Source organism: Gemmatimonadota bacterium (assembly GCA_040882465.1).
Classification (GTDB): Bacteria; Gemmatimonadota; Gemmatimonadetes; order Longimicrobiales; family Gaopeijiaceae; genus JBBEBG01.
Map to the genome: position 1 here is coordinate 36386 of JBBEBG010000009.1, position 23493 is coordinate 59878.

A 23493-nucleotide genomic window follows, 5' to 3' on the forward strand; every position below is an offset into this window, starting at 1 on the left:
AAGCGTGCCGAGCACCCAGGAACCATCCCGTGACCGCCCGCGAGGAGGGGGTCACTGCACCGTACCCACCATGTCGAAAATCGGCAGGTACATCGCGACGATCATCCCACCGACGACCACGCCTAGCACGACGATCATGAGGGGCTCGAGCGCGGAAAGGAGCGCGCTGACCGCTGCGTCCACCTCTTCGTCGTAGAAGTCCGCGATCTTCCCGAGCATCTCGTCGAGTCCGCCGGTCTGTTCCCCCACGTTGATCATCTGCACGACCATCGGCGGGAATACGCCCGATTCCTTGAGCGGTCCGGAGATCGTTTCCCCTCCCGCGATCGAGGCGCGCGAACCCATCACCGCGTCGTGAATGACGCGGTTTCCCGCCGTCTTCGCCGTGATCTCGAGTCCTTCGAGGATGGAGACGCCGGACGAAACGAGAGTCCCGAGGGTGCGGGTGAACCGCGCGACCGCGGCCTTTCTCTGCATGTCCCCGAGAATCGGAAGATGGAGGAGGAGATTGTCGATCAGGAGCTGCCCCTGGTCGGTCTTGTAATATTGGATGATGCCCACGACCACCCCGATGGCACCGATCGCCAGCGCCCACCAATACGATTGGAGGAGCTGCGAAGTCATGATCACCATCTGGGTCGGCATAGGAAGGGGCACCCCCGCGGACTCGAACATGTTCTGGAAGGTCGGGATCACAAAAATCAGCAGGACCAGGACGGCCGCTCCCGCGACGCCGAAGATCACGGCCGGGTAAATCATCGCGCCTTTGATCTTTCGGATGAGTGCGTCGTTTTTTTCCAGGAAGGTGGCCAAACGGAGGAGAATCGTGTCCAAGATCCCCCCGGCCTCCCCCGCCGCCACCATGTTTACGTAGAGCTTCGTGAAGACCTTGGGATGTTTGTCGAGCGAATCGGCAAGCGTGTTTCCGGACTCGACGTCGTACAGAACTTCCTTGATTACGACGCGGAGCTTCTCGTTTTCGGTCTGCTCCGCCAGGATGTCGAGGCTCTGCACGAGCGGAAGCCCCGAGTTGATCATCGTCGCGAACTGGCGGGTGAAGATGACGATGTCTCGGGTCTTCACGCCGGTCCCGAAGGAGATCGAAATCTGCTTCGGTTTTTCCCGGACGGAGACCGGGATCAGCTTCTGACGGTGGAGGTACGAGACGACCTCATCCTTGGTGGTGAGGTCGATGTCTCCGGTCCGGATGTCCCCGCCCGCGAGCGGACGCGCACTGTAGGTGAAAGTCGGCACCGGTTAGGCGCTCCCGGGAACGGGCTCGCCCACCGACCGGAGGAATTCGGCCGGGTCGCCGGAGCGCTTCACCGCCTCCTCCAGGGTTACGAGCCGCTGCATGTAGAGCTGCTGGAGCGAGTCGTTCATCGTTTGCATTCCATGCTTCTTTCCGGCCTGCATGAGCGAATAAATCTGATGGATCTTTTCGTCGCGAATGAGGGCGCGAATCGCCGGCGTGCAGATCATGATCTCGGTCGCGCATACGCGCCCCTTTCCCGTGGCCTTCGGGAGAAGGGTCTGCGTGACGACTCCCTCGAGCACGAAGGCGAGCTGGGCGCGGATCTGCGACTGCTGGTGCGAGGGGAAGGCGTCGATGATTCGGTTGATCGCCTCGGCGGCGGAGTTCGTGTGCAAGGTCGCGAAGACGAGGTGGCCGGTCTCCGCGATCGTCAATGCGGCACCGATCGTCTCCAAGTCCCGCATTTCTCCGATCAGGATGACGTCGGGATCCTGGCGGAGCGCATACTTGAGCGCTGCGGCGAACGTCTTTGTGTCGGCCCCGACCTCACGTTGGTTCACCGTGCAACTCTTGTGCGCGTGAATGAACTCGATCGGATCTTCCACCGTGATGATGTGGGAGCGCCGCTCGGTGTTCACTTTGTCGAGCATTGCTGCCAAAGTGGTGGACTTCCCCGAACCCGTCGGTCCCGTTACGAGCACGAGACCGCGCGGACGCTCGGCCAGCTTCTTGATCACGGCGGGAAGCCCGAGCTGCTCCAGTGAAAGGATCTGATAGGGGATCTGGCGGAGAGCCAGCGCTACGCATCCACGTTGCTTGAAAAGATTTCCCCGGAATCTCGAGAGGTTCTGGACACCAAAGGAGAAGTCCAACTCGTCATCGGTTTCGAAGCGCTTCTTCTGCTGCTCCGTAAGGATCGAGTATGCGAGGGTGAGCGTGTCTTTGGGCGTGAGCACGCGATCGACGGAGGAGTTCATGAGGTCACCGTCGATGCGGAGCTTCGGACGCTCGCCTACCGTGAGATGGAGGTCGGACGCGCCCTTCTGGATCATCTCCTCGAGCAGGGCCCGAACGCTCACCTCTTTCTCGGTTTTATCGGCGGCAGGCTTTTGTGTGGCGTCCACGATTCGACCCTCGGGTTCAGATGACCGCAGCGGTTTCCTTCACGATTTCTTCCATGGTCGTCGTCCCCCGCCCGACCTTGAGCAGGCCGTCGTCCCGGAGCGTCAACATCCCCTCGCTAATCGCGCAGTCACGGATCTCGTCGGTTCCGGCGCCCTTCATGACGAGCTTCCGAAGACCGGAAGTCATCGGCATGACTTCGTAAATCCCCTGGCGACCCCGATACCCCGAGCCGTTGCACTCCTCACATCCTTGGCCTTTGTAAAAAGTCGTCTTCCGGGCGAAGTTATCCGGAATCCTGGCCGCCCGGAAATATTCCTCCGGATATGTCGTCTCGACCCGACAGTCTTGGCAAATCGTGCGCACCAGGCGTTGCGCCGAGACCAGGTTCAGGGCCGAGGCCACGTTGAAGGGCTCGAGCCCCATGTCGATCAGTCTCGTCACCGTGGAAGGTGCGTCGTTCGTGTGGAGCGTCGAGAGGACGAGATGGCCGGTCAGAGCCGCCTTGATCGCGATTCCGCCGGTTTCCAGGTCCCGGACCTCCCCCACCATGATGATGTTCGGGTCCTGACGCAAAAAGGCCCGGAGTGCGGCCGCGAAGCTCATCCCCACCTGCGTCTTCACCAGAACCTGGTTGATCCCGTGAAGGTTGTACTCGACGGGGTCCTCCGCCGTCATGATGTTGACATCCTCGGTATTCACCTTGGAGAGCGCGGAATACAGGGTGGTCGTCTTCCCGGACCCGGTCGGACCCGTGACGAGGACCATCCCGTAGGGCTTCGCGATTGCCTCCATGAAGTCCTTCGACGCCCGCGGTTCGAAGCCGAAAGAGCCGAGATCGAAGGTCAAGTTCCCCTTGTCGAGGATTCGGAGCACGATCTTTTCACCGAAGATCACCGGCAACGTGGAAACGCGGAAATCCACCACCCGGTTCTTCAGCCGGAGCTTGATGCGCCCGTCCTGCGGGACGCGCCGCTCGGCGATGTTCAAGTCCGCCAGGATCTTGATGCGCGAGGTGAGCGCGGCTTTCATCTTCATCGGCGGCTTCATGACTTCCCGGAGCGCGCCGTCGATGCGGTACCTTACCCGCACCTCCTTTTCGAACGGCTCGATGTGGATGTCCGAGACACCCTTCATGACCGCATCGGTCAGGAGGCCGTTGATGAATTTCACGACCGGGGCCGCGTCCACTTGCTCTTGGAGCGCGGCGATGGAAACCTCTTCCTCGACATCCTCGACGAACTCGACGTCCTCTCCAACGATGAAGTCCGAGAGGATCTCGGCCATCCGCTCGTCGGCGGTGTCGTAATACGTCTCCAGGTGCTTGCGGAGCGAGGACTCCCCGACGATCACCGGCTCGATATCGTAGCGGGTGATGAATTTGAGGTCGTCGATCGCCCCCATGTCCGTGGGATTCGCCATCGCCACGGTGAGGGTTCGCCCGACGCGCCGGAGGGGGAGAACGAGGTGCTTTAAGGCGACTTCCCCCGTGATGAGCTTCAGGATCTTCGGATCCACCGTGACCTTGTCGAGATCCACGGCGGGGACCCGATACTGCTTCCCCAGCATCCGGGTGAGCTCATCTTCCTGCACAATGCCCAACTTCACGAGGGCCTGACCGAGACGCGTCTTGGACTCGCGCGACTCGGCCAGGGCATCCTGAAGTTGTTTCTCGGTAATGAGGCCCTCTTGGACGAAGAGGTCACCGAGCCGTTCCTGGGCTACTTTAGTCGCCATCTAAGATTCGTGATCCGTAAAGTGCCGGCTGTCGGGTTCATGGACGATTCGGTCCCGGAAAATGGCGAAATAACACCGAATCCGGTTCGAATACTGGAACTTTTTTCCTAATCCGTCCCCTCAAGACACTAGTTCACTGTGGGCGGCTCATCCGCCCGCACGCACGAGGGGCAGGAGTCGTGCCAGGGTCGCCGGGCCGATCCCCGGGACTTCCAGGAGCTCCTCGATCGCGGTGAAGCGCCCCACGCGGGCCCGTTCCTCGAGAATGCGAGCGGCGAGGGCCGGGCCAATTCCCGGCAGCGCCTGGAGCTCCTCCGACCCCGCCGAATTCAGATCGAGGGTGGGAGCGGCAGCCGCCCTTGCGGCTCCTGGCGCTCTTTCCAAGGCGGTCCTCCCCAACGCGGCGGGTGGATCCGACAGATCCAGAAGTGCCTCGATTCTGGCCAGGGTGGCCGGGCCGATCCCCGGCACGCGGAGAAGGTCGGAAGTGGCCTGGAATGCTCCGCTCGCATCTCGCGTGTCGACGATCCGGCGCGCGAGCGCGGGACCGACTCCGGGAAGGCGCGCGAGCTCCACCTCGGGAGCCCGGTTTGGGTCGATACGCTCTCCAGGGGCGAGCGGTGTGGCCATGCGCTCCTCACGCTCGACCTCCCGCCGCGTCGCTTCGAGAAGCGCCTCCGGGACAGGCGCCGGTGGGAGGATCGGTGGGACGGGCCGTACCTCCCACCCCAGTCGGACCATGCTCGCGACGAGGAGGACTCCCGTCGTCGCCACGACCGTTCGGCGCTCCTCGGTGGACATGGTACCGGAGCATCGCGTCGCACGTGGGGCGATCCCATGGCGAGATCAGAACCGATTGAGCCCTTCCCCGAGCCGCGCGATCGGCCCCGACTCGAAGACCATCCGGCCCCAGACACCGACCTGAAACTGGGTGAACCCGGTCCTGAGTCCGGTGAAGGATCGTCGGTCCACGAGACTCGCGTGGCCGCCCACCTCCACGCCGGAGACCCAGGTGTCCACGGCCAGCGAGACCCCCCGGCCGATCTGGTCAATGAAGTCCACGCAGCTGTCCCGGCCGGTCACGATCCGGCACTCGACCACGCTCGTGTACTCGAGGAGGAGAGAGAGACGAAGGGGCTCCTCTACCTGATTCCCCACTCCGCCCCGCGGCATTACCCGTGTCTCGATGGAGAGACCGTGATCGGCCGTTTCCCGCTCGGTGATTCCCGTCGGGTCGGTCCCAGAGCCCCATCCGACCTGGCCGCGGTACTGGGTCACTAGCCCATCCATCCACTCGATGGAAAGCTCCATGGGAACGCGGCGGTCCACCCGGGTGCGTCCCTGAACCACGCCCGCACCATAGCGGAGCGCCTCGCGGGTCCGTTGGAAGCCGGCGTTGAGAGAGACACGACCCAATAGGGGTCGCAATGTTCCTGGAAGGGGAAGGCTCTCGATCCCGGCTCGCAGGTCGGGCCAGGTGTGCAGCCGGCTCTGCCTGTCCGAGCGGCGATCCACCGTGGCGGCTCGCACCGTCAGGTAGTTTACGTTGATGAAGAGGGACCCGGGGAGGCGGAGCCCCGAGCCGGATGAGAGGCTGTTCCTTTCCATGAGAGCGGTGGCGGGGACCCCACCCAGCTCCTCAAAGCTATCCGTCCCACTCCACCCGAGTTGAAAGTTCGATCCCGGACGCACCGCCTCCCTCTGGAAACGGGCCGTGATCCCGCTCTGAACGCTAAAGGTCAGGGGACTGAGGACACTCCCCAGAGCACGGCCCACCCCGTCCAATCCCGTTCCGGTCTCGGGAGTCTCGGGCAACGGAAAGAGGGACTCGGCCAGGATTTCGGGATCGAGGCTCACGCTCGCCCGGATATCGCGCTCGGCCCCGGCGTTCCGGAGCAGTTCCGGGAGCGAATCCGCCGCCGCGTCGAATCGCACGAGTGCCGGATCGAGATCGTGGCGGTATCGGGTTTGGATCCCGAGATCCGCTTGCATCCACGGGGGGAGGCTCGGCCGAAAAGTGAGGCGCCCGACAATCTCACGCCGCGTCTCCCAGCCGATTTCCCGACCAAAGAGGGTCCGCCGGGCGTCTTCTACCGCGGGTCGCACACGTGGATCGCGAACGCCCTCCACGGGATCGAGGAGGTCCCGGATCGTGATCATCTCCAGCGACATGCCGAGGCCCGCAAAAGGACGGAGAGCGGCACCCACGCGGTTTTCGAACCAGGCCTCGGGAGCCGACCCCGTCCCCGCGGGCTCCCCCCCGGGGCCGAGACGGATCTCTTCGAACCGGTCCACCTCGAGCGTGCGCCTACGGATTCCGCTCCTGGCCGTGACCTCTTCGGGCGTCCACCGGATTTCGGTTTCCAGAAGATGCCGGAGAAGCGCTCCGGGAATCAGGACCCGCGCCACGGGTTCGAGGAATTCCGGGACGAGAGGGAGGGTGCGTGCCTCCGGTCTCCAGGAATAACCGACGACTCCGGAAATCTCCGATGCGCGGCTTTCGGTGGTCAACGACGTTCCCGTGGAGGAGATCCAGGAGAGGCGCGCATCGAGCCCGGAGAGAAAGACGTCCGCCACCCCTTGCCCCGTTTCGCCGATCGGGCGAAAGGAGAGCGACAACCGCGTCTCTCGGTAACCCGACGTCCGAAGCCCCGGGAGACCGGTGGCTCGGAGGTCCGTCCCCTCGAGGTAGAAGGGATCGCGGTCGGAGCGTCGGTAGGAGACGGAGAGCGGCAGCTCCCACCCCCACGAGTCCGGAACGAAGTCTCCCAGCTGAAACGTCCCTGCGAGAGCGAGCTCCCCGTCGGTCTGATATGTCGGACTCTCGTGAAGCTGTTGGAAGTGCGATCCCTGTCCGCTGTAGTCCAGCCTTCCCTGGAAGAAGTCCCCTCCATCCAGCTCGACGCTCAGGATGCGCGCGATAGCGGGTGTGAGAACTCCCGCGCCCAGGCGCAGCTCGTTCACCCACACCTCGCCTCCGGCCGGGAGCTCCCCCCGGTTCCAGACGCCGAGAGAGATCTCGCGGACCGCCGCGAGGTTGGGGGCACGGGCGCGGTCGCTCAGGACCACGGCGTAGGTGGAATCGGCGCTCCAAACGATGACCGGCGGATCTCCCGGCCCCGGTGGATCGTCCAGGAGGCGCTCCTCCGCCACCCGTCGGAGTGCCGTCCACTCGTCGAATCGAAGGATGCGCTCGGGAAGCCAGTCCTGGGGCCGGACGGCCGCGGGGTTGGAGATGGCCTCCAGCCGCGCCCGATAGAGATAGAAGTTCTCCGGATCGTTCCCCACCTTCACGAAAAACTCCGTGGATTCTTCGGGTCCCCAGTCACCTGCGCGGCCCACGGCCCAAAGGCGCAGCTCGCCGTATGCGAGGAAGTTCCGGGGCCGCTGGAGGAATCGGAAATAGGCCTCGGCTCGGTCGCCCCCTGGAAGTCCCTCGTATCGGAGCCTGAGCGACCGCTCGTTGAATTCGACGCCCCGGCCTGAGACCACCGTCGTGGGGTCGTCGAGCCGTTCGAGGACGCCCGGCGGGGCCGAATAGGCGCCGCCATCCGTGACCGCGCTGACTGCAGAGACCTCCAGTCGCCCCCCCGGCGAGGCCATGTCGCCGGCGATTCCCTCGAGGACCCCTTCGACTCCTCGCTTGACCCAACGAGATCCGACGAGCCTCATCCGCGCCAGAGTCAGCGATGACGCGCGGGGTCCTGCGATCGTCACACGGAGAACCTGGATGGCCCGCCAATCGGCGTCGGTGAAGGTCCCCGAAGGATCGATGGCATTGGGTCCGCGGAGGGGAACCCGGAAGAGACGAAAGGCGGTTCCCGTGGTCGTCCGGCTTCGGATGAGAAAGGGAGAATTCCCATCCAACCGGACCACGTACCGCATCTGTCTTTCGGTCGTGTCGAGCACTCCGGTGCCATTGAGGTCCTCGGTGTCGCGGCGCCCATTCCCCGCCGTGCAGTTCGCCGCCGGGTCCCCCGGGGAATAGACCCGACCGGGATCGGCCTCGCAGCTCTCCGCCCAGACCCCGAGCCGGTCAGCGATCGGATCCCAGATCTCGCCCCGGAGCGGATCGGCCTCCTGGTCGAGGACCCCGAGCCCCCACGGATCCCCGGTCTCTGGATGGAACCCTCCGCTCTCCCCCTCGCCGTTGAGGAAAAATGCGTCTTCGCTCACGAGTCCCAGGTCAACGATCAGAGTGAGCGAGTCCCCCTCCGCGACGTAGAAGTCGAGGTATTCGGCGTAGGTGAGATCCACCCCGGACGGGGAGAGGAGCGTCGTGAACGAGCGCCAACGCGGCCCGGGAAAGGGTGCGCCGCTCCCCGATCCGAAGGTGATCCGGAGCCCCGGCTCTCGGGTCGGCGTTCCGGAAACATTGATCTGGCGATCGATCTCCGCGGGGAAAAAACCCTCGAAGGTGCCGATCGAGTCCCCCTGGGCGTCGCGCTCCACCCAAGTGTGTTGCCAGACGAGGGAGGCGGCCGAGAACTCGTCGAGTTCCATTGGGAGGCCCTCCTCCGCCCCGGTCCTCCGCTCCGCCGCGCTTCCGAGCTGCCACCCTTGGCTCAGCAGCGAGATGACTCGTTCGTCCCCCGCGTCGAAGTCGTCGAGGAAGGCGTCCCCGGAGCGGTTCGGATCGGGGAGGGAGGCCGCGAGCTCCCCGTCCACTCTCAGTTCGGAGGCGGTGCGGTCCCCGTCCCCGAACAGGCGGTCCAGTGCCCGATCCAACACGGGCAGGGCGAAGCTCGTCGTGGACCGCGCGCCGACGAGCGCCAGGGAGGAGGGCTCCGCGCCGAAGCGGGGACGGTTCACGAGCTCTCGCTCGATCTGGTATAGTCCGATGAGATCGAGCCCCCCGCTTTCCCCGAAGGGGATGCGGGCGCTCACTCCGATCATCGAGGTCGGAGCGATGCGAAATACCGCGGCCTCTTCCCAGCTCACCCGAAGCACGTTCGAGCTGCTGCGGAGGAGCAGGGCCTCGGGTTGGAGAAGGGTGACGACTCCCGACTGATATTCGATGACGTAGTCTACGAAGGGACGGAGAAGGCGGTCTCCGAGAAAGATCCGCTCGCTTCCCTCGCGGAGCCCGAACGCCCCGAGCGAGACGACCGAGGTCACGCCCGAGCTTCGGATCTCCGCGGTCAGGTTGAGCCGGTACAACCCTCCCGCATCGCGCTCGAAGGGATCCTCCGCCAGGTAGATCTGCTCGTTCACGTCGTCCGCGAGAATCGCTTGGGTCTCGTCGGCGCTCAGCCCTTCGGAGGGAACGGAGGGTGGATCGAGAAAGGGGCGAAGCGTCGGAAAAAACAGAAAGGTCCCCTGGAGTCCCGCCCCGGCGACCTCCTCCTCCGCGGGACGAAAGATGGCCGCGCGGTCCACCCGCTCCGCGGGCGATTGCTCATCGAGACCGAACAGGCGGAGGAAGGAAATCGGACGCCCGTCCGCCATGAGGCCGAAGGTCTGGCCTGCGCTGGTCTCGCCGAGCGAAATCGAGAGCTCCAGGGAGAAGGGATCCACTTCGCCGGAGCCCGAGACCCGGTAGACCTGCTTCATCTCGAAGTCCCAGGTAGGGCGTCCTGGCTGGTGGTGCGGCACCGTCGCGCGCAAGAGCCGCAGGGTCGGAATCTCCCCCTGGTTGTGCAGGATCTCCGGGTTGTAGTCCCCGATGGTCGTCCCGTTTTCCGCGATGTAGGCAACGGCGAGCGCATCCCCGGGCCGGAGGGGAACGCGCAGCCCCAGCCAGAGCCCGGAGGAGTGGAGGTAGTAGTCCTCCCCCGGCTCGAGATACCGAAACCAGCCGGATTCGCGCGCCACCTGGCCGTCGCCCTCCGCGACCGCATCCGCCTGGATATAGCCCTCGACCTGCTGTTGGAGGAGGGGATCGCGCTCCATCCGGTAGAGCTGGATCGGGGCGCCCCCGGGAGCCAGCTCCGAAGGGGCGTCTCCGGGACGGAGTGAGAGCACGTCCACGTGCGGCGAGCCGCGAATGAACTCCGGATCCACCAGAAAGTAGAACTGCCCCTCCACGTAGTCCGCATCGTCGAGGACGAGGGTGTCGCGGTAGATCACTCCGGCCCCGGATCCGATCCCACCGAGCCGGAATTCACGCGAGCGCCGCGCACCCTGTTGCTGCGCGAAGACGGTCTGGACCTCGACCCCGCCGACCTCTCCCGTCATGAGGACGCCGAAATTTCCGACCGGAATCCCCCGCGTGAGAAATCGCGTCTCGGGGAGCGCAAAGCTGACGTCTCCGAGCTCGAGGCGCTGGAGGATCTCCCCCGGGCGTCCCTGATAGTAGAGCTGGAAGACGTTTGAACCCGCAAACTCTCTGGCCTGATCGTAATTCACGTTCACGAAGAGGCGATCGGCCACCGACCCCTCCGCCCGGAGGTCGAACTGGATCTCCGGCTGGAGCTGTGGGATCAGCCCCGGGCGGCAGGTGAGCTGGAAGGAGGCGTCGCAGGGGCGAAAGAGGGCCCAATCCCCCCCGAACTCTCCTCTCGCCCCGAAGCGGACCGCGAGATCGGAGAGGGGAGAATCGCCGCCCGCCTGGGTCGTGTCGGGCGCGGTAACCTGTTGGAGCGGAGCGGCGGCCCCGGAAGAGGGAACCAGGATCGCCCCCAAGAGGAGTGCCACCTTCCCAAGGGGGCGGAAGAGGCGAAGGTTCGAGCGCATCATCGCTGCGGGACTTCGCCTGTTTCCCGCTGGACCGCGAGGCCGGGATCCGGGTAGGAAGCCGCGATCGGAGCGAAGGGCCACGACGGCCGAGAAACCCAGGCGCACATGTCCATTCTGACCCGCCACGTGCTTCGAGCCCATTTGGGCCCCTTCCTGTTCGCCTTCACTACGGTGACGGGGCTGATCTTCCTGAACGCCGTCGCCCAGCGGCTCGAGACCTTGCTCGGAAGGGGCTTGGAGCCGGCCACTTTTGGCGAGTTCATGCTCCTCTCCCTTCCCCACGTGGTCGCGCTCACCTTCCCGATGTCGATACTGGTCGCTGTCCTCTACGCCTTCTCGGAGCTCACGGGGCACAATGAAGTCGCCGCCATGGCCGGAGGCGGGATCCACCCCGTGCGGCTGATGGTCCCCGTGATTCTCGTGGGAATCGCCCTCACCTTTCTCATGTTGATCTTTAACGACCGCGTTCTGCCGGAGGCGAACCACCGCCTAAACTCCCTGATGGCGGACGTCGGAAGCAAGAGCCCGACCTTCGAGCTCCGGGAAGAGATCGTCAACGAGATCCACACCGGTGACCAATCTCAGTACTTCCTGCGGGCGCGGGAGATCGACCGGACGACCAACGAACTCACCGACGTCACGATCTTCGACCTCACGGACCCCTCGACGCTTCGCACGATCGTGGCCGAAAGCGGGAGAATGACGTTTACCCCGGACATGCGCGACCTGCACCTCACCCTCTCGAATGGGGTGGTGTACGGGCTCTCGGACGACCGGCCCGGGACCTTCCAGTGGCTCGAGTACGACACCCAGATCCTCCCCTTCCGGGGAGTGGGGGAAGAGCTTGAACGGCGCACGGGTGGAACGCGAGGGGACCGGGAGATGCCGATCGCGATGCTCGAGGAGGAAATCGCGCGCGCGTACGGCGACATGAGCCGGGTCGCCGAAGACAGCCGGCAGGCCTCGCTTTCCCTCGTCCAGCGGGCGCTGGGATTCGATCAGTTCCAGCGGGTGGACGAAACCGCACCCGGGAACGGCGGAGTCCGCGGGGAAGGTAGCCCCGTCCGGGAGACCGATCTGTCTCAGGCGCTCGGGGCGGATTGGGAAGCCGGGCTCCGCGCTGCGGGACTGGAGCCGCGGGAGGACCAGGAGGTGCATAACGTGGCGCAGCTCCACCGCACGAACCTCATCCGTTTCGAAGTTCACCAAGGGGAAGCCTTCGGAAAGGAAGTGGAAGTCCACAAGAAATACGCGATCGCCTTCGCATGCCTGATCTTCGTCCTCCTCGGGCCGCCTCTGGCGATGCGCTATCCGGGGGGCGGAGTGGGAATGGTGATCGCAGCCTCGGTAAGCATCTTCTTTTTTTACTGGATGGGACTCATCGGGGGGGAGCGTCTCGCCGAACGCGGCCTGATGGATCCCGCGTTGGCCATGTGGGCACCCTCGGCGATCCTCCTCGTGCCGGCGATTTTTCTCCTTTCCACGACCGCCCGCCAGATTTCGACGAATCGCGGGAGCAGCTGGGACGAGCTTCGATACCGGCTGGGTCGGATCTTCCGCATCGGGCGTGGAGGAGGAGAGGTGGCCGATCGAACGCCGAGGGAAGGGACGGCTTGATGCCGCGGATCCTGGACCGGCTCATCCTGGGAACCTTCATTCGGCTCTTCCTGGGATTCGCCGTCGGGGCGCCGGTTCTCTTCATCCTCGGGGACGCCACGGAAAACCTGGATGGGTACCTCGACCGCGGGATCCCACTCGGCGACGTGGCGCTCTCTTACGTTTACCTGTACCCTCAGTTTCTCTCCTGGACCTTTCCCATCGCGGCGCTCCTCGCGACCGTGTTCACGATCCACCCGCTGACGACGCATCGTGAGATCATGGCGATGAAGTCGGGAGGCATCTCGTTCCACCGCCTTGTTTTCCCCCTCCTCGCGATGGGCGTCGTCCTGACCGGGGTCGGGCTCGCATTGGCCGAGGCGGCGCCCCGAGCCAACCAGGTCGCGGTGGAGATTCGGGGAGAGAGGGCGCGGGCGACGGCCTTTCGGAGCAATTTCGTTTACGTGACGGACACGGGGGAGTCACTCACCGGCCGGCGCCTCAACGTCGGAGACGGAAGAATCCTCGGGGTGACGCTCCAGGAACTTTCGGGCGGTCCGGCTGGCCTGGTTCGGCATGTGGATGCGGAGGACGCCGTCTGGGAGGAGGGGCGTGGCTGGACCTTTCGAAACGGCTTCACCCGTGAGATTTACCCGGACAGGACCGAGGTCACCTTCCAGTTCTCGTCGGCCCGATTCCCGGGCATCGGAGAACGTCCCGAGGAGTTGCTCGAGTCCTACCGGGACGAGGACGAGATGACTTACGCGGAGCTCACCCAATTCGGCAACCGACTTCTCCGCTCGGGCGGGGACGTGGGGAGGACTTTCACGAAGCGGGCACAGCGGTTGGCCATCCCGGCGGCGGCCTTGGTGATTATCCTCTTCGGGGCGCCGCTCGCCACCTCGTCGAAGCGCGGGGGCGCGGCCTTCGGAATCGGGCTTTCCCTCGCGACGACCATCCTCTACATCATGCTTTTCCGGGTCTCGGGCGCCCTCGGATACACGGGGACGCTCGATCCGCGAGTCGCCGCTTGGCTACCGAACGCGCTTTTCCTGGCCGCAGGGCTCGTCCTCATGCAGCGGGTGCGGACCTGAAGCGCTTCAGGAGTCCAGCGCCTCACAAAATCCTTCCGTCAACGTCCCTTCCGCGACCTCGGTCACCGGACCTCTGAGGACGAGGTTTAGGTCGGGGCCGACCTGGACCTGCAGCGCACCGCCCCGCATTTCCACTTCGATCGTTCCCGGTTCGAGGCGTCCGGTCAGGACGGCCGCGGCCGCGGCCGCGCAGGAGCTGGTGCCGGATGCGGAGGTCTCCCCGACACCTCGCTCCCAGATGAGGATTCGAAGCCGGCCGGGCGCGACGACCGACGCGAGTTGGACGTTGGTCCCGTCGGGGAAGGCCGGGTGGGTCGCGATGAAGGGTCCGAGCGTCCTCAGGAGGGCTTCCGAGGGCACTTCCGGAAAGACGACCGCGTGTGGATTCCCGACGGAGATCGGAACGAAGGCCAACGGCCCATGCGTCGGATGCACGACCCGCCCCTCCCCATCGAGTTGGCCGGCAACCACACCGGCATCCGCACCTACGCGCGCCCGTCCCATGTCGACCGACACGTCGTAGTGGCCGCGAGCGTCCCGTCCATGAACGATCATCGGGATCTCGTCACCCCCGCTTCGGACCCGAAAGGACTCGGCACCCGCGAGTCCGCTCCGGAAGAGGGCCGCCGCAAGGACCCGGAGCCCGTTCCCGCTCCTTTCGAACTCGGAGCCGTCCGGATTGAACATGCGCAGGGGAAAGACTCCATCCCCCGGAGCTCGATCGAGGAGAACCACCATCCCGTCGCCGCCCACACCTTCTTGGCGGTGACAGACCCGGCGCACGGTCTCCGCGGTGATGGGCCACCCGACCGCACGCGCACCGGCGCGCTCGAAAACGAGATAGTCGTTTCCGAGTCCGTGTGCCTTGAAGAAGTCGCGTCCGGCGAGAAGGGGGAGCGCGTTCCCGCCCTCACCCTCGGACATGGACCGCCTCTCCCTCCAGCGCACCCACCAGCGCCTCGACGGCGGCCGGCTCGGTCGGGAGGCTCTCGGTCAGGTTCTCTCCGCCGTTCGGCGTGACAAGGACATCGTCCTCGATCCGAATTCCAATTCCGGCGTAGGGGGAGTCCCCGTCGGGAGGGAAGTAGAGCCCCGGCTCCACCGTGAGGACCATTCCGGGCTCCAGCGGACGCGGGGTCCCTCCCCGTGCGTAGTCACCGGGGTCGTGTGTGTTCAGCCCCAGCCAGTGCGAGGTCCGGTGGGGGAAATACGCCTCGTGAGCCTTTGCTTCCAGCAGCTCGTCGAAGGAGCCGGAGAGGACGCCCAGGTCAAGGAGGCCCCGCACGATTGCGCCGAGGGCGGCGAGGTGGAGCTCATCGGTCCGCAGGCCCGGCGCGACTGCGTCCACCGCCGCCCGCCGCGCCGACTCTATGACTTCGTAGATCTCCCGCTGCCGCGGGGAGAAACGCCCGGAGACGGGAACGGTGCGAGTGATGTCGCCGGAGTACATCCGCCATTCCGCACCGGCGTCGAGCAGGACGAGCTCCCCCGATTCCATGCGCCGGTCGTTTTCCGTGTAATGGAGAACACAGGCATTTGCGCCCGAGCCGACGATGGTGCCGAAAGAGGGCCCGAGAGCGCCCCGCCTGCGAAATTCTCCCTCCACTTCGGCCTCGATTTCCCACTCCCCCGCGCCGGGCCGCACGTGTCCGAGCCCCTTTTCGAAACCCGCGACCGTGATCGCGGCGGCCGTGCGCATCGCTTCAATCTCCTGCGGGTCCTTCCGGAGCCGGAACTCGTCGAGGAGCTCCCCCGGATCCAAGACTGCGCGGGGACCGGAGCCCGTGCGCGATCCCTTGAGCCGGGCCTCGCGAAGGGCCGCGACCACGCTCCGTTCGATGCGAGGGTGAAGGCCAAGGCGGAGGTAGATCCGATCCGCTCCCTTCACCAGGCCCGGGAGGGCATCTTCGAGCTCGTCCAAGGGGCGTGCCTCGTCCACACCGACGAGCGCGACCGCGCCCTCCGGGCCCACGCGTGTTCCCGTCCAGAGCTCGGCGTCGCGGTCTCGGGGGCGTACGAAGAGGATGCTCCGCGCTTCGTCCGCGAAGCCCCGGAGGAGGAGCACCGATTCGGGCTCGCGAAAGCCGGTCAAATAAAAGAGCTCGGAGTCGGGGCGATAACGGAGCTCGGAGTCGCCGGCGCGGAAGAGCGGAGGCGCGGCCGGCAGGATCATGGCACCCCGGTCGAGGGCCCCAAGCACCTTGCTCCGCCGACCAGCGAAGAGTCCCGCCGGAAATCCACTCTGCCGCTCGATCGCGTCCAAATCACCCGCCTCCGCGTGTCGTGAATCGCCAAAAATGCGCCCCGGCGCCCGGTCCGGGGAATCCCGCCGGGGTCAGTGCGCCCTACAGTACGCGGCGTCTCGCCGAAGGACCAGCGCATTCACGACGGGCCGCTCCCCCCACGGGACCGAGGGTCGATTCACGACCCCGCCTCGGACGACCATCACGGAGGAACCGCCTCCGTCGAGGTTGATCGCGTCCCCGACGCCGAGCGAACGGAAGAGGGCGGCCAGCTCGGGGAGAGTCATCCCCTCGGACCCCCCTTCCCTTCGGCCATCCACGACCACGATCCAGAGAACATCGTGCTCGGCGTCCAACCCGACCGCCGTCCGCGGATCGCGCGCCGCCGCGAACTCCGGCCGCTCCGCGAGCTCCAGGTCTCCGACCGGGAGCCCGTTGCGCAGGAGCGGAGGGAATCCGGCCACCACCTGGATCTCCGGTTCGGGATCGGCCCGGGAGAGGGACCATTCGCCGAATCGGATCCCGTCGTCTTCCCACGCGACCGGCCCCACCCAGGGAATCTCTCCCGGCCGCCAAGCGAAAACCGAGCGGGACGTCGTCCCTCGCAGCACGCCTCCCGACACCTCGACCCCGAGCGGACGGTCCTCGGGGGTGAAGAAGTCCCCGTTCACCGCGGCGATCGCTCCGGGCTCGCTCCGGCGGGCCATCTCGGTGACGGGGAGCCTCCCCTCCCCTTCTTCTGCCCGGACGACCCGAAAGCCGAGGTCGCATCGGGTGACGTCCACCTCGAGGAGGTGGACCGTCCACGGGAACTTCCCGCTCCGGACCGATCGGTAGGTGACGCCCTCTTCGAGCCGAAAGGTGGAGACGCGGTCGGGGACGAGATAGGCGACCGCCGTCTCGGGAAGCCCCGGGGCAAACGCGGGAGGGCGGTCCGGGGGCTCACACCCGGTCGTGAATGCGACGAGCGCGGCAGCCAGAGTGGCCGGCATCAGGTGAGTCCTTGTCACTCCGGTCATTGCGCCCTTCCGTTCCGATCCGCCCGCACGCGCCGACCCGGGGGCCGCACCTCGCCAGCGGGGGATCAGACCCCCCAGTGGACGCTCAGGATCCAGGCATTACCTTCCCGAGGGGCCGGATGGCCGGGCCCCCAGGCCAGCAGGTCCGCACTCCGATTCCATCCAGACCTTCCGGGTTCATGCGTCCGCGCCTCACGAAACTTTCCGCCGGCCTCCTTCTCCTCGGACTCTCGTTTTGCCCCGCCCTTCAGGCGGCAGCGCAGGAAGTTCCGGCGGGCCCCACGGGGAATGACGAGCGCTTCCGGATCGGATTCACCCTCGGAGGCACCGCCTTCGTCGGTCTCGTGGGTGAGTACCAATGGGGGGACTGGTCGGCCGAGGTCCTCCTCGGCACCCTCTCCTTTAGGGACCTCTCGGTTGCCATCTCGGGGAAGCGGTACTTCGCCGACGGCAGGTTGCGCCCCGCCGTCGGCTTGGGGCTCTGGAACCTCTCGATCTGGTCCGGGGAGGGGAACGGATCCGCGCTACTCCTTCGGGCCCCACTCGCCGTGGATTGGGCGATTTCGGGCGGCCATTCCATGGGCGTCGAGATCGGGCTCAATCGCGCCCTCTGGATCCGAAGGTTGGACCCGGAAGACGACGCCTCGCCGCGTTCCAACATCGTACCCTTACCGGGACTCTATTACCGCTACTCGAGCGAAAACTGAGGTTCGTTCGAGAGTCCCGCGGGGCTCCGTGGCTCGCGTTGATGGAGAAGCCGGACCCCCCCGGCGAGGGCGAGCACGGCGATCGGCAGGAGAAGGAAGGGCGGCGCCTGGTCGGGCGCCGCGACCCGCTCGCTCGTCATCGGGAGTGCGGTGAGGGAAAGGATCGCCGCATTGTTCACGAAGTGGAGGAGAGTGGCGAGGGGAAGTGATCCCGAAGCCACGACGACCCACGCCAGAAGCATCCCGAGCCACGCGGTCGGGAGGAATCGAAAAGCGGTCTGCGGCGTGAGGTGGAAGAGGCCGAAGACGATTCCGACGCAGACGATCGCCCAGAAGGTGGGGAGTCGGGACCGAAATCCGGAAAGCACGACCCCCCGAAAGAGAACCTCCTCGGCGACCGCCGGCAGCGCCGCGGCCATGAAGAGGAGTTGGATGAAACGCTCCGGGGAGTCCGCCGTCAGTGCCGCCGAGACCGCCTCCAAGTAGGCGGTCGGGACGGGAACGAAGAGGCTCTGGATCCAGGTGAGGAGCCATGCGATCTGGACTCCTCCCAGGAGGACGAGGAGCCCACCCACCAACTGCCGGGTCGTCGGCAGGCGCAAGGAAAGCGTACGCTCCGGATCGAATCGCCCCAACCGGACGAAGAGGAGAGTCGGGACGAAGAGAAACCCGAGCTGAGAGATGATCAGCCCGGCTTCCCCAAATGCGATCTGGAGAGGAACGCCCGCGAAGAGGAAGAGAACGGCAATCCCAAGGAGGAGCCAGATCGCTCCGCGCGGCCCCGGCGTCCGGGTGACGTCGTCGCCTTCGGCGCTCGTCACTCGTAGCGGAGTGCCACGATCGGGTCGAGCTTTGCTGCCCTCTGCGCCGGCCAGATCCCGAAGAAGAGCCCGATTCCCGCGGAGAATGCGAGCGCGATGAGGACGGCGACGGGAGATACGACGGGCGCGGCGCCCGCACTGACGGCCGCAGTCGCCCCGCCCAGCCCTTGGGTGGCGCGCGACACGATTTGTGCTCCGCCGACTCCGGCAAGGACGCCAAGGGCCCCTCCGAGCACGCAGAGAACCAGGGCCTCCGCCATGAACTGGAAGAGGATGTTCGTCCGTGTGGCACCGAGCGCTTTCCGTACCCCGATCTCTCGCGTTCGCTCGGTCACACTGACGAGCATGATGTTCATGATTCCGATCCCGCCGACGAGGAGCGAGACCCCCGCGATTCCCGCCAGGAGATAGGTGAAGGTTCGGCTTGTCTCTTCCAGCGAGGAGAGGAGGTCGGTCGAGTTTCGGACCTGAAAGTCCAGGGCGGCTCCCGTGGGAATTCGATGCTCCCTTCGAAGGATCGGCTCGATCGCCGCGAAGGCCTGGGCCATTCCCGAGGGACCCGCGTTCACCTTCGTGAGGATGGAGCGAAGGCGGTCACGCCCCCCGAAAAGCCGGTACTGCGCGGTGTTCAGTGGGATGAAGACGGTCGCGTCGGGTTGCGAAACCCCCATGTTTCCCTTTTCCGCCATCACGCCGATGACTTCGAACGACTCAGTCCCGATGCGGATCGTGCGTCCGACGAGGAGGGGCGCCGGAGTCCCGAGCTCACCCGGGATTTCCGACCCAACCACCGCGACTCTCTGGCGCCCCTGATTCTCCGCTTCTGTGAAGAAGCGGCCGTACGCGACCTCGAGGCTGTAGATCTCCGTGTACGCGGGCCAGGTCCCGAGGACCTCGTGCGAAGAATTCCAGCGCTGATACGAGATTTGCATCCGCTGGGCCGTTTCGGGCGCAACCGTGAGGATGGCACCCGCCTCGTTTCGAAGCGCCTCGGCGTCAGTCGTGTAGAGCCGCGCCTCCCCTTGCGCGACCCCGCCCGACCGCGCCTGCTGCGGCCGGATGGTGAGGACGTCGGTCCCCATCCGCTGGATCTGTTCCTGGACCTGCCGCGATGCACCTTCGCCGAGCGCGACCATCGTGATGACCGCCCCGACCCCGATGATGATTCCGAGAGTCGTGAGGAACGACCGCAGGACATTGGCCCGGATCGCGGCCAGCGAGACGAGGAAGAGCTCTTTGATGATCATCTGACTAGAACCGAATGGGCACCGCGCCCCCCATCTGCCTGAACATCTGATTCATGTTCCCCTGCTGGGCCTGAACTTGGGTCCCGCCGAGGAGGGCGACCCGCTCGCCCTCTTCGAGCCCGGCCAGGATCTCGGAGTTGCTCCAGTCGGTCACGCCGACGAGAACCGCCCGCGCCGTGAGCGTACCGTCGGCACCCTGGACGAAGACCACCCCCTGGCGGGCATCGTCCGTGGCGCCGGAAACACTGCCTCGTCCGCCGTCGCCACGACCACCGCCGTTTCCACCGCGGCCTCCCCGCCCGCCGCCGCCGAACTGCTGTTGCATCTGCTGGAGCTGCTCTGGGGTCAGAGAACCGCTCTGCGCCCGCTCGCGAAGGGCCTGGAGGTCGGCCGGGATCTGGCCGTTCGCTCCCGCCGCGCCCGCCGCCGCCGCACCGCCTGCGAGTCCGACTGTCTGCCGGAGCTCGGTGAAGGCGGTCTGGTCGGGGAGGAGGCGACCGTCGGGCACGCCCAGGAAGTCGGCGGCGGTCACCATTTCCTCGAAGCTCACGATCGCTTCGTTCGGAAGGGCGAGTGCGTTCGGACGCTGTGCGATCAGGATCGTCACGTTCGCGCTCATCCCCGGCTTGAGCAGTCCCTCCGAGTTGTCGAGCTGAACGATGATCGGGAAGTTGACGACGCTCTGCTGGACGGTCGCCTGCGGCTCGATCTTCTCGACCTGGCCCTGGAAGCGTCGGTCCGGGAAGGCATCCACGAGGACCGTGGCCGTCATTCCCGGCTGGATCCGCCCGACGTCACCCTCGTTCACCAGACTTCTCACCTGGATGACGCTCAGGTCGGCGATCGTCACGAGCACCGTCCCACCCGACACATTCCCCGAGGGCGAGGAGATCACCTGTCCATCCTCGACGCTTCTCGCGAGAACGGTTCCCGCCATGGGCGAACGGATCGTTACGTCCTCGAGACGGAGCCGCGAGAGATCGAGAGCCGTCTGCGACCGGACCAGTGTCGCCTGAGCGTTCGCAAAGTCGAGGTTTCGGCTCTCGTGCTCCTGGTCCGTGATGACGCCGGCATCGAGCAGATTCTGGGAGCGGCGGAGCTGCGACTCGGCGATGTCGAATCGCTGCTGCGCCACCTCGTAGTCGGCCAGAAGCTGGTTGAAGTCGTTCTGGACGTCGCGAGGATCGATCCTGGCGATGAGGGCTCCAGGCTCGACCCGGTCACCGGTGTCCACGAGGACCTCGACCACCTCTCCCGAAGCCTTGGACATGACCTGCACACTGCGGAGGGGCTCGAGCGTTCCGGCCGCCTCGGCGACGATCTCGAGGTTCCTCCGCACGACCTCGGTCACCGCGAGGGGCGGAGCCTCCACGGCCTCACCGACGCCGCACGCGGCGACGCCGAAAGAGGCGAAGGAGGCCAGGCCGATCCTGAGGAAAGTCCGTTGCATGCCGATTGCTCCTGTCGTTGATCCTGAAACCGCAGTCTTTATCCATCGCTCGCGGACAGGGCGCCCGCGACGCTGGGTTGCCTTCGTTCCGCCGTCTCGAAGTCCCGCTCGACCACCCCGTCCCTCAGGTGCACCTGACGTTTCGCGTGTTCCGCGATGTCGTGCTCGTGTGTGACGAGGATGATCGTCTGTCCGCGATCGCTCAGGCCCTCGAAGATCGCCATCACCTCTTCGCCCGTCTTCGAATCGAGATTCCCAGTGGGCTCGTCCGCGAGCAAGATCGCGGGCTCGTTCACGAGCGCACGCGCGATCGCCACGCGCTGCCGCTGCCCTCCCGAGAGCTCCGGCGGCTTGTGATCCATCCGGTCGCCGAGCCCCACCTTCTCCAGGCTCTCCCTTGCCCGCGCCTTCCGCACCGAGGAGCTCACGCCGGCGTAGATGAGCGGGAGCTCGACGTTGGCGAGTGCGCTTGCCCTCGGGAGCAAGTTGAAGGTCTGGAAGACGAAGCCGATGTCCTTGTTCCGAATCCTCGCCAGCCGTGTCTCCGACAGCTGGCTTACATTCTGGCCGTTCAGCCAATACTCTCCCGCCGTCGGCGTGTCGAGGCATCCCAAGAGATTCATGAAGGTCGTCTTCCCGGATCCCGAAGGACCCATCAGCGCGACGAATTCGCCCCGCTCGACGATCATGTCCACGCCTCGCACCGCCCGGACGGTTTCCGCCCCGAGGACGTAGTCCTTCCTGAGTCCCCGGGTCTCGATCACTACGTCGCCCGATGCCTGCGGCATCCCCATTCGCTCTTCACTCACCGATGCATCCTCCGCGTTCGACATTGTCTGGCCCGGACCGGCCATGCAGTCCTCGAGTCCGTCCGCCGGCACCGCCCGAAGTCTTGGCTCTCGGATCCGCGCCCTCCCACACCGTGATTGCCACCGAGAGCAAGCGACTTCCTCCGACGCGGATGCGAGCGACCTCGATCATCGGGGTCTCCGGAGGTACCGGACGACCTGTGAGCCGGGGACGTTAAAGACCGTACGTCATCGCGGCCCCGGCGGATTCCCGCGCATCCTCCGACTGCGGACCGCCGTCTGGAGGGAGTCGTACTGCGCGAGCTGTTCCGCCGTCAGCACATCCCGCACGGCGCGGTTCGCCGAGTCTACGACGGTCTGGAAACGAGGGCGGTATTCGCGCTGGAGCTCACCCATGTGTGATGCGAAGTGCGCGATGATCGAGTCCACGGCGACACGCTGCGCGTCCGACATCCCCAGGCGATCGATGATCCAGCCGCTAGGGGGCGGCGCGAAGTCACCCCGTCGGTCGTCGGTGCGCGCGAGTTCACCCGGAGTTGCCTGAGCGACGCCCCGGTCGAGTCCATACCCGAGAGCCAGCCCGCCGAGGAAGGCCGCGCTGAGGATCGCGCCGGCGGCGAGGCGGACCCGCGTGGGCGTGGGTTGCATGAGGCTCATCGAAAGTCCCTCAGAACTCCTCGAGCGCGAGGAGGATCATGTTCCGATCCACTTCCGCGTCCCGATAGAGGAACGAAGGGAGGGCCATCTCGCCGTCGTCCGGCTGGTGGAGGAGTTCCTCGAGCCCAGCCACGTCGGCCAGGTCGTCCACCTGCGGCGCACGCATGAGCAGCAGGGCTGCGACGGCGGCCGCCGTCGCAGCGAAGGGGAGGACGAGCCGGCTCCATGAGAGAAGTGTGTCGCCGACCGTGATCGGGGCGAGATGGCGAAGCGCGAAGTGAGGCCCCGTCGCTTCCATCACACGGGCGTGGAACCGGCTCCAATAACCGGAGTCGAGCCGCCCGGGATCGAGGTCTCCGAGCGGGACTTTCGGTTCGATGTCGCTCATTCGTCTTCTCCCTCGTCCGGTTCCGATTCCGGGGACCCGCCTAGCGCCGCTCTCAACTTCTTCCGAGCATAGTGGAGGTGCGATCTCACCGTGCCGGGCGGCATCTCCAACACACCGGCAATCTCCCTGTGTTTCCACCCTTCGAGGTCGTGCAGAAGAACGACTTCCCTCTGGACCTCGGTCAACTCCGCGAGCGCCTCGGTGAGCCGTTCCCGCAGCTCCCCCCGCTCCGTGTCCCGATCCGGCCCGGGGCGGGCGGAAGCGAGGCTCGCCGGAAGGGCCTCGCCCGCGCGCAATGTCTCCCGCCGAACCAGATTTCGCGAGCGGTTCCTCACGATCGCCAGGAGCCACCCCCCGAACTTTTCCGGGTTTCTGCACTCGTCGAGGCGCTCAAGGGCAACCACGAACGACTCCTGCGCCGCGTCTTCGGCATCCTCGTGCCTTCGGGTGACCCCGAAGGCGAGTGCGTAAGCGGACCTCTGATAACGCGAGACTAGCTCTCCGTATGCCTCGGGATCGCCGGCCCGGGTGCGGACCACCAACTCCGCATCCCCGAGATCCGTTCGCTCACCCATATTAGACACCGAAGTGGAGTTGGCTGTTGAACCGTGCGGCGGGCGGACGCGCCGCTCCGTGGGGGGCGCCGGGTGGGGGGGGAAAAAAACGGGGC

At 65.9% G+C, this 23493-nt stretch carries 18 protein-coding genes; 3 read left to right on the top strand and 15 right to left on the bottom strand.

The features are described 5' to 3' along the window. Positions 1-51 precede the first annotated feature (51 nt). From WEG36_03140 to WEG36_03160, 5 genes are all read right to left on the bottom strand, one after another. A complete protein-coding gene (locus tag WEG36_03140; protein ID MEX1256594.1) occupies positions 52-1254 on the bottom strand; it encodes a type II secretion system F family protein in 1203 nt (400 codons plus the stop codon). A gap of 3 nt (positions 1255-1257) precedes the next feature. Next, positions 1258-2334, bottom strand: coding sequence for a type IV pilus twitching motility protein PilT (locus tag WEG36_03145; protein MEX1256595.1), 1077 nt, complete (start codon positions 2332-2334; stop codon positions 1258-1260). Positions 2335-2395: 61 nt separating this feature from the next. Further along, positions 2396-4114, bottom strand: a complete 1719-nt coding sequence (gene pilB, locus WEG36_03150) for a type IV-A pilus assembly ATPase PilB (GenBank protein ID MEX1256596.1) — start codon at positions 4112-4114, stop codon at positions 2396-2398. Positions 4115-4261: 147 nt separating this feature from the next. Further along, positions 4262-4915: a ComEA family DNA-binding protein gene (locus WEG36_03155; protein ID MEX1256597.1), complete on the bottom strand. Its 654-nt coding sequence runs from the start codon at positions 4913-4915 to the stop codon at positions 4262-4264. A 45-nt stretch (positions 4916-4960) separates the two neighbouring features. Further along, the gene (locus WEG36_03160) at positions 4961-10792 is read right to left on the bottom strand and encodes a hypothetical protein (GenBank protein ID MEX1256598.1); all 5832 of its coding nucleotides are present in this window, start codon (positions 10790-10792) and stop codon (positions 4961-4963) included. A 105-nt stretch (positions 10793-10897) separates the two neighbouring features. On the opposite strand from WEG36_03160, the gene WEG36_03165 reads away from it, so the two are divergent. Beyond that, positions 10898-12409 carry an LptF/LptG family permease gene (locus tag WEG36_03165; GenBank protein ID MEX1256599.1) on the top strand — a complete coding sequence of 504 codons (1512 nt, stop codon included), beginning with the start codon at positions 10898-10900 and terminating at the stop codon, positions 12407-12409. Further along, complete coding sequence (locus tag WEG36_03170; protein ID MEX1256600.1) at positions 12409-13482, top strand: LptF/LptG family permease; 1074 nt, start codon at positions 12409-12411, stop codon at positions 13480-13482. The genes WEG36_03165 and WEG36_03170 overlap by 1 nt, the downstream gene beginning before the upstream one ends. A 6-nt stretch (positions 13483-13488) precedes the next feature. Here WEG36_03170 and dapF read toward each other — a convergent pair whose 3' ends face one another. The 3 genes from dapF to WEG36_03185 all read right to left on the bottom strand — a co-directional run bounded on the left by dapF (position 13489) and on the right by WEG36_03185 (position 16744). Further along, a complete protein-coding gene (gene dapF, locus WEG36_03175; GenBank protein ID MEX1256601.1) occupies positions 13489-14406 on the bottom strand; it encodes a diaminopimelate epimerase in 918 nt (305 codons plus the stop codon). Beyond that, a complete protein-coding gene (locus WEG36_03180) occupies positions 14393-15745 on the bottom strand; it encodes an aminopeptidase P N-terminal domain-containing protein (protein ID MEX1256602.1) in 1353 nt (450 codons plus the stop codon). The genes dapF and WEG36_03180 overlap by 14 nt, the downstream gene beginning before the upstream one ends. 72 nt (positions 15746-15817) lie before the next feature. Then, entirely contained in the window at positions 15818-16744 is a 927-nt protein-coding gene (locus WEG36_03185; GenBank protein MEX1256603.1) for a phosphodiester glycosidase family protein, read from the bottom strand. Positions 16745-16863: 119 nt separating this feature from the next. Here WEG36_03185 and WEG36_03190 point away from each other — a divergent pair, with 119 nt between their 5' ends. Continuing rightward, positions 16864-17451 carry a hypothetical protein gene (locus tag WEG36_03190; GenBank protein ID MEX1256604.1) on the top strand — a complete coding sequence of 196 codons (588 nt, stop codon included), beginning with the start codon at positions 16864-16866 and terminating at the stop codon, positions 17449-17451. On the opposite strand, the gene WEG36_03195 is transcribed toward WEG36_03190, so the two are convergent. The 7 genes from WEG36_03195 to WEG36_03225 all read right to left on the bottom strand — a co-directional run bounded on the left by WEG36_03195 (position 17433) and on the right by WEG36_03225 (position 23398). After that, on the bottom strand, positions 17433-18272 hold the full coding sequence (locus WEG36_03195) for a type II CAAX endopeptidase family protein (GenBank protein ID MEX1256605.1): 840 nt from the start codon (positions 18270-18272) through the stop codon (positions 17433-17435). The two genes, WEG36_03190 and WEG36_03195, sit on opposite strands and share 19 nt — an antisense overlap. After that, entirely contained in the window at positions 18269-19519 is a 1251-nt protein-coding gene (locus WEG36_03200) for an ABC transporter permease (GenBank protein MEX1256606.1), read from the bottom strand. Before WEG36_03200 ends, WEG36_03195 begins: the two co-directional genes overlap by 4 nt. Before the next feature lie 4 nt (positions 19520-19523). Next, on the bottom strand, positions 19524-20969 hold the full coding sequence (locus WEG36_03205) for an efflux RND transporter periplasmic adaptor subunit (GenBank protein ID MEX1256607.1): 1446 nt from the start codon (positions 20967-20969) through the stop codon (positions 19524-19526). 38 nt (positions 20970-21007) lie between these two features. Beyond that, positions 21008-21763: an ABC transporter ATP-binding protein gene (locus WEG36_03210; protein ID MEX1256608.1), complete on the bottom strand. Its 756-nt coding sequence runs from the start codon at positions 21761-21763 to the stop codon at positions 21008-21010. 243 nt (positions 21764-22006) lie between these two features. Beyond that, complete coding sequence (locus WEG36_03215; GenBank protein MEX1256609.1) at positions 22007-22435, bottom strand: hypothetical protein; 429 nt, start codon at positions 22433-22435, stop codon at positions 22007-22009. A gap of 10 nt (positions 22436-22445) precedes the next feature. Next, positions 22446-22823, bottom strand: coding sequence for a hypothetical protein (locus tag WEG36_03220; protein ID MEX1256610.1), 378 nt, complete (start codon positions 22821-22823; stop codon positions 22446-22448). After that, positions 22820-23398, bottom strand: coding sequence for a sigma-70 family RNA polymerase sigma factor (locus tag WEG36_03225; protein ID MEX1256611.1), 579 nt, complete (start codon positions 23396-23398; stop codon positions 22820-22822). The genes WEG36_03220 and WEG36_03225 overlap by 4 nt, the downstream gene beginning before the upstream one ends. Positions 23399-23493 lie beyond the last annotated feature (95 nt).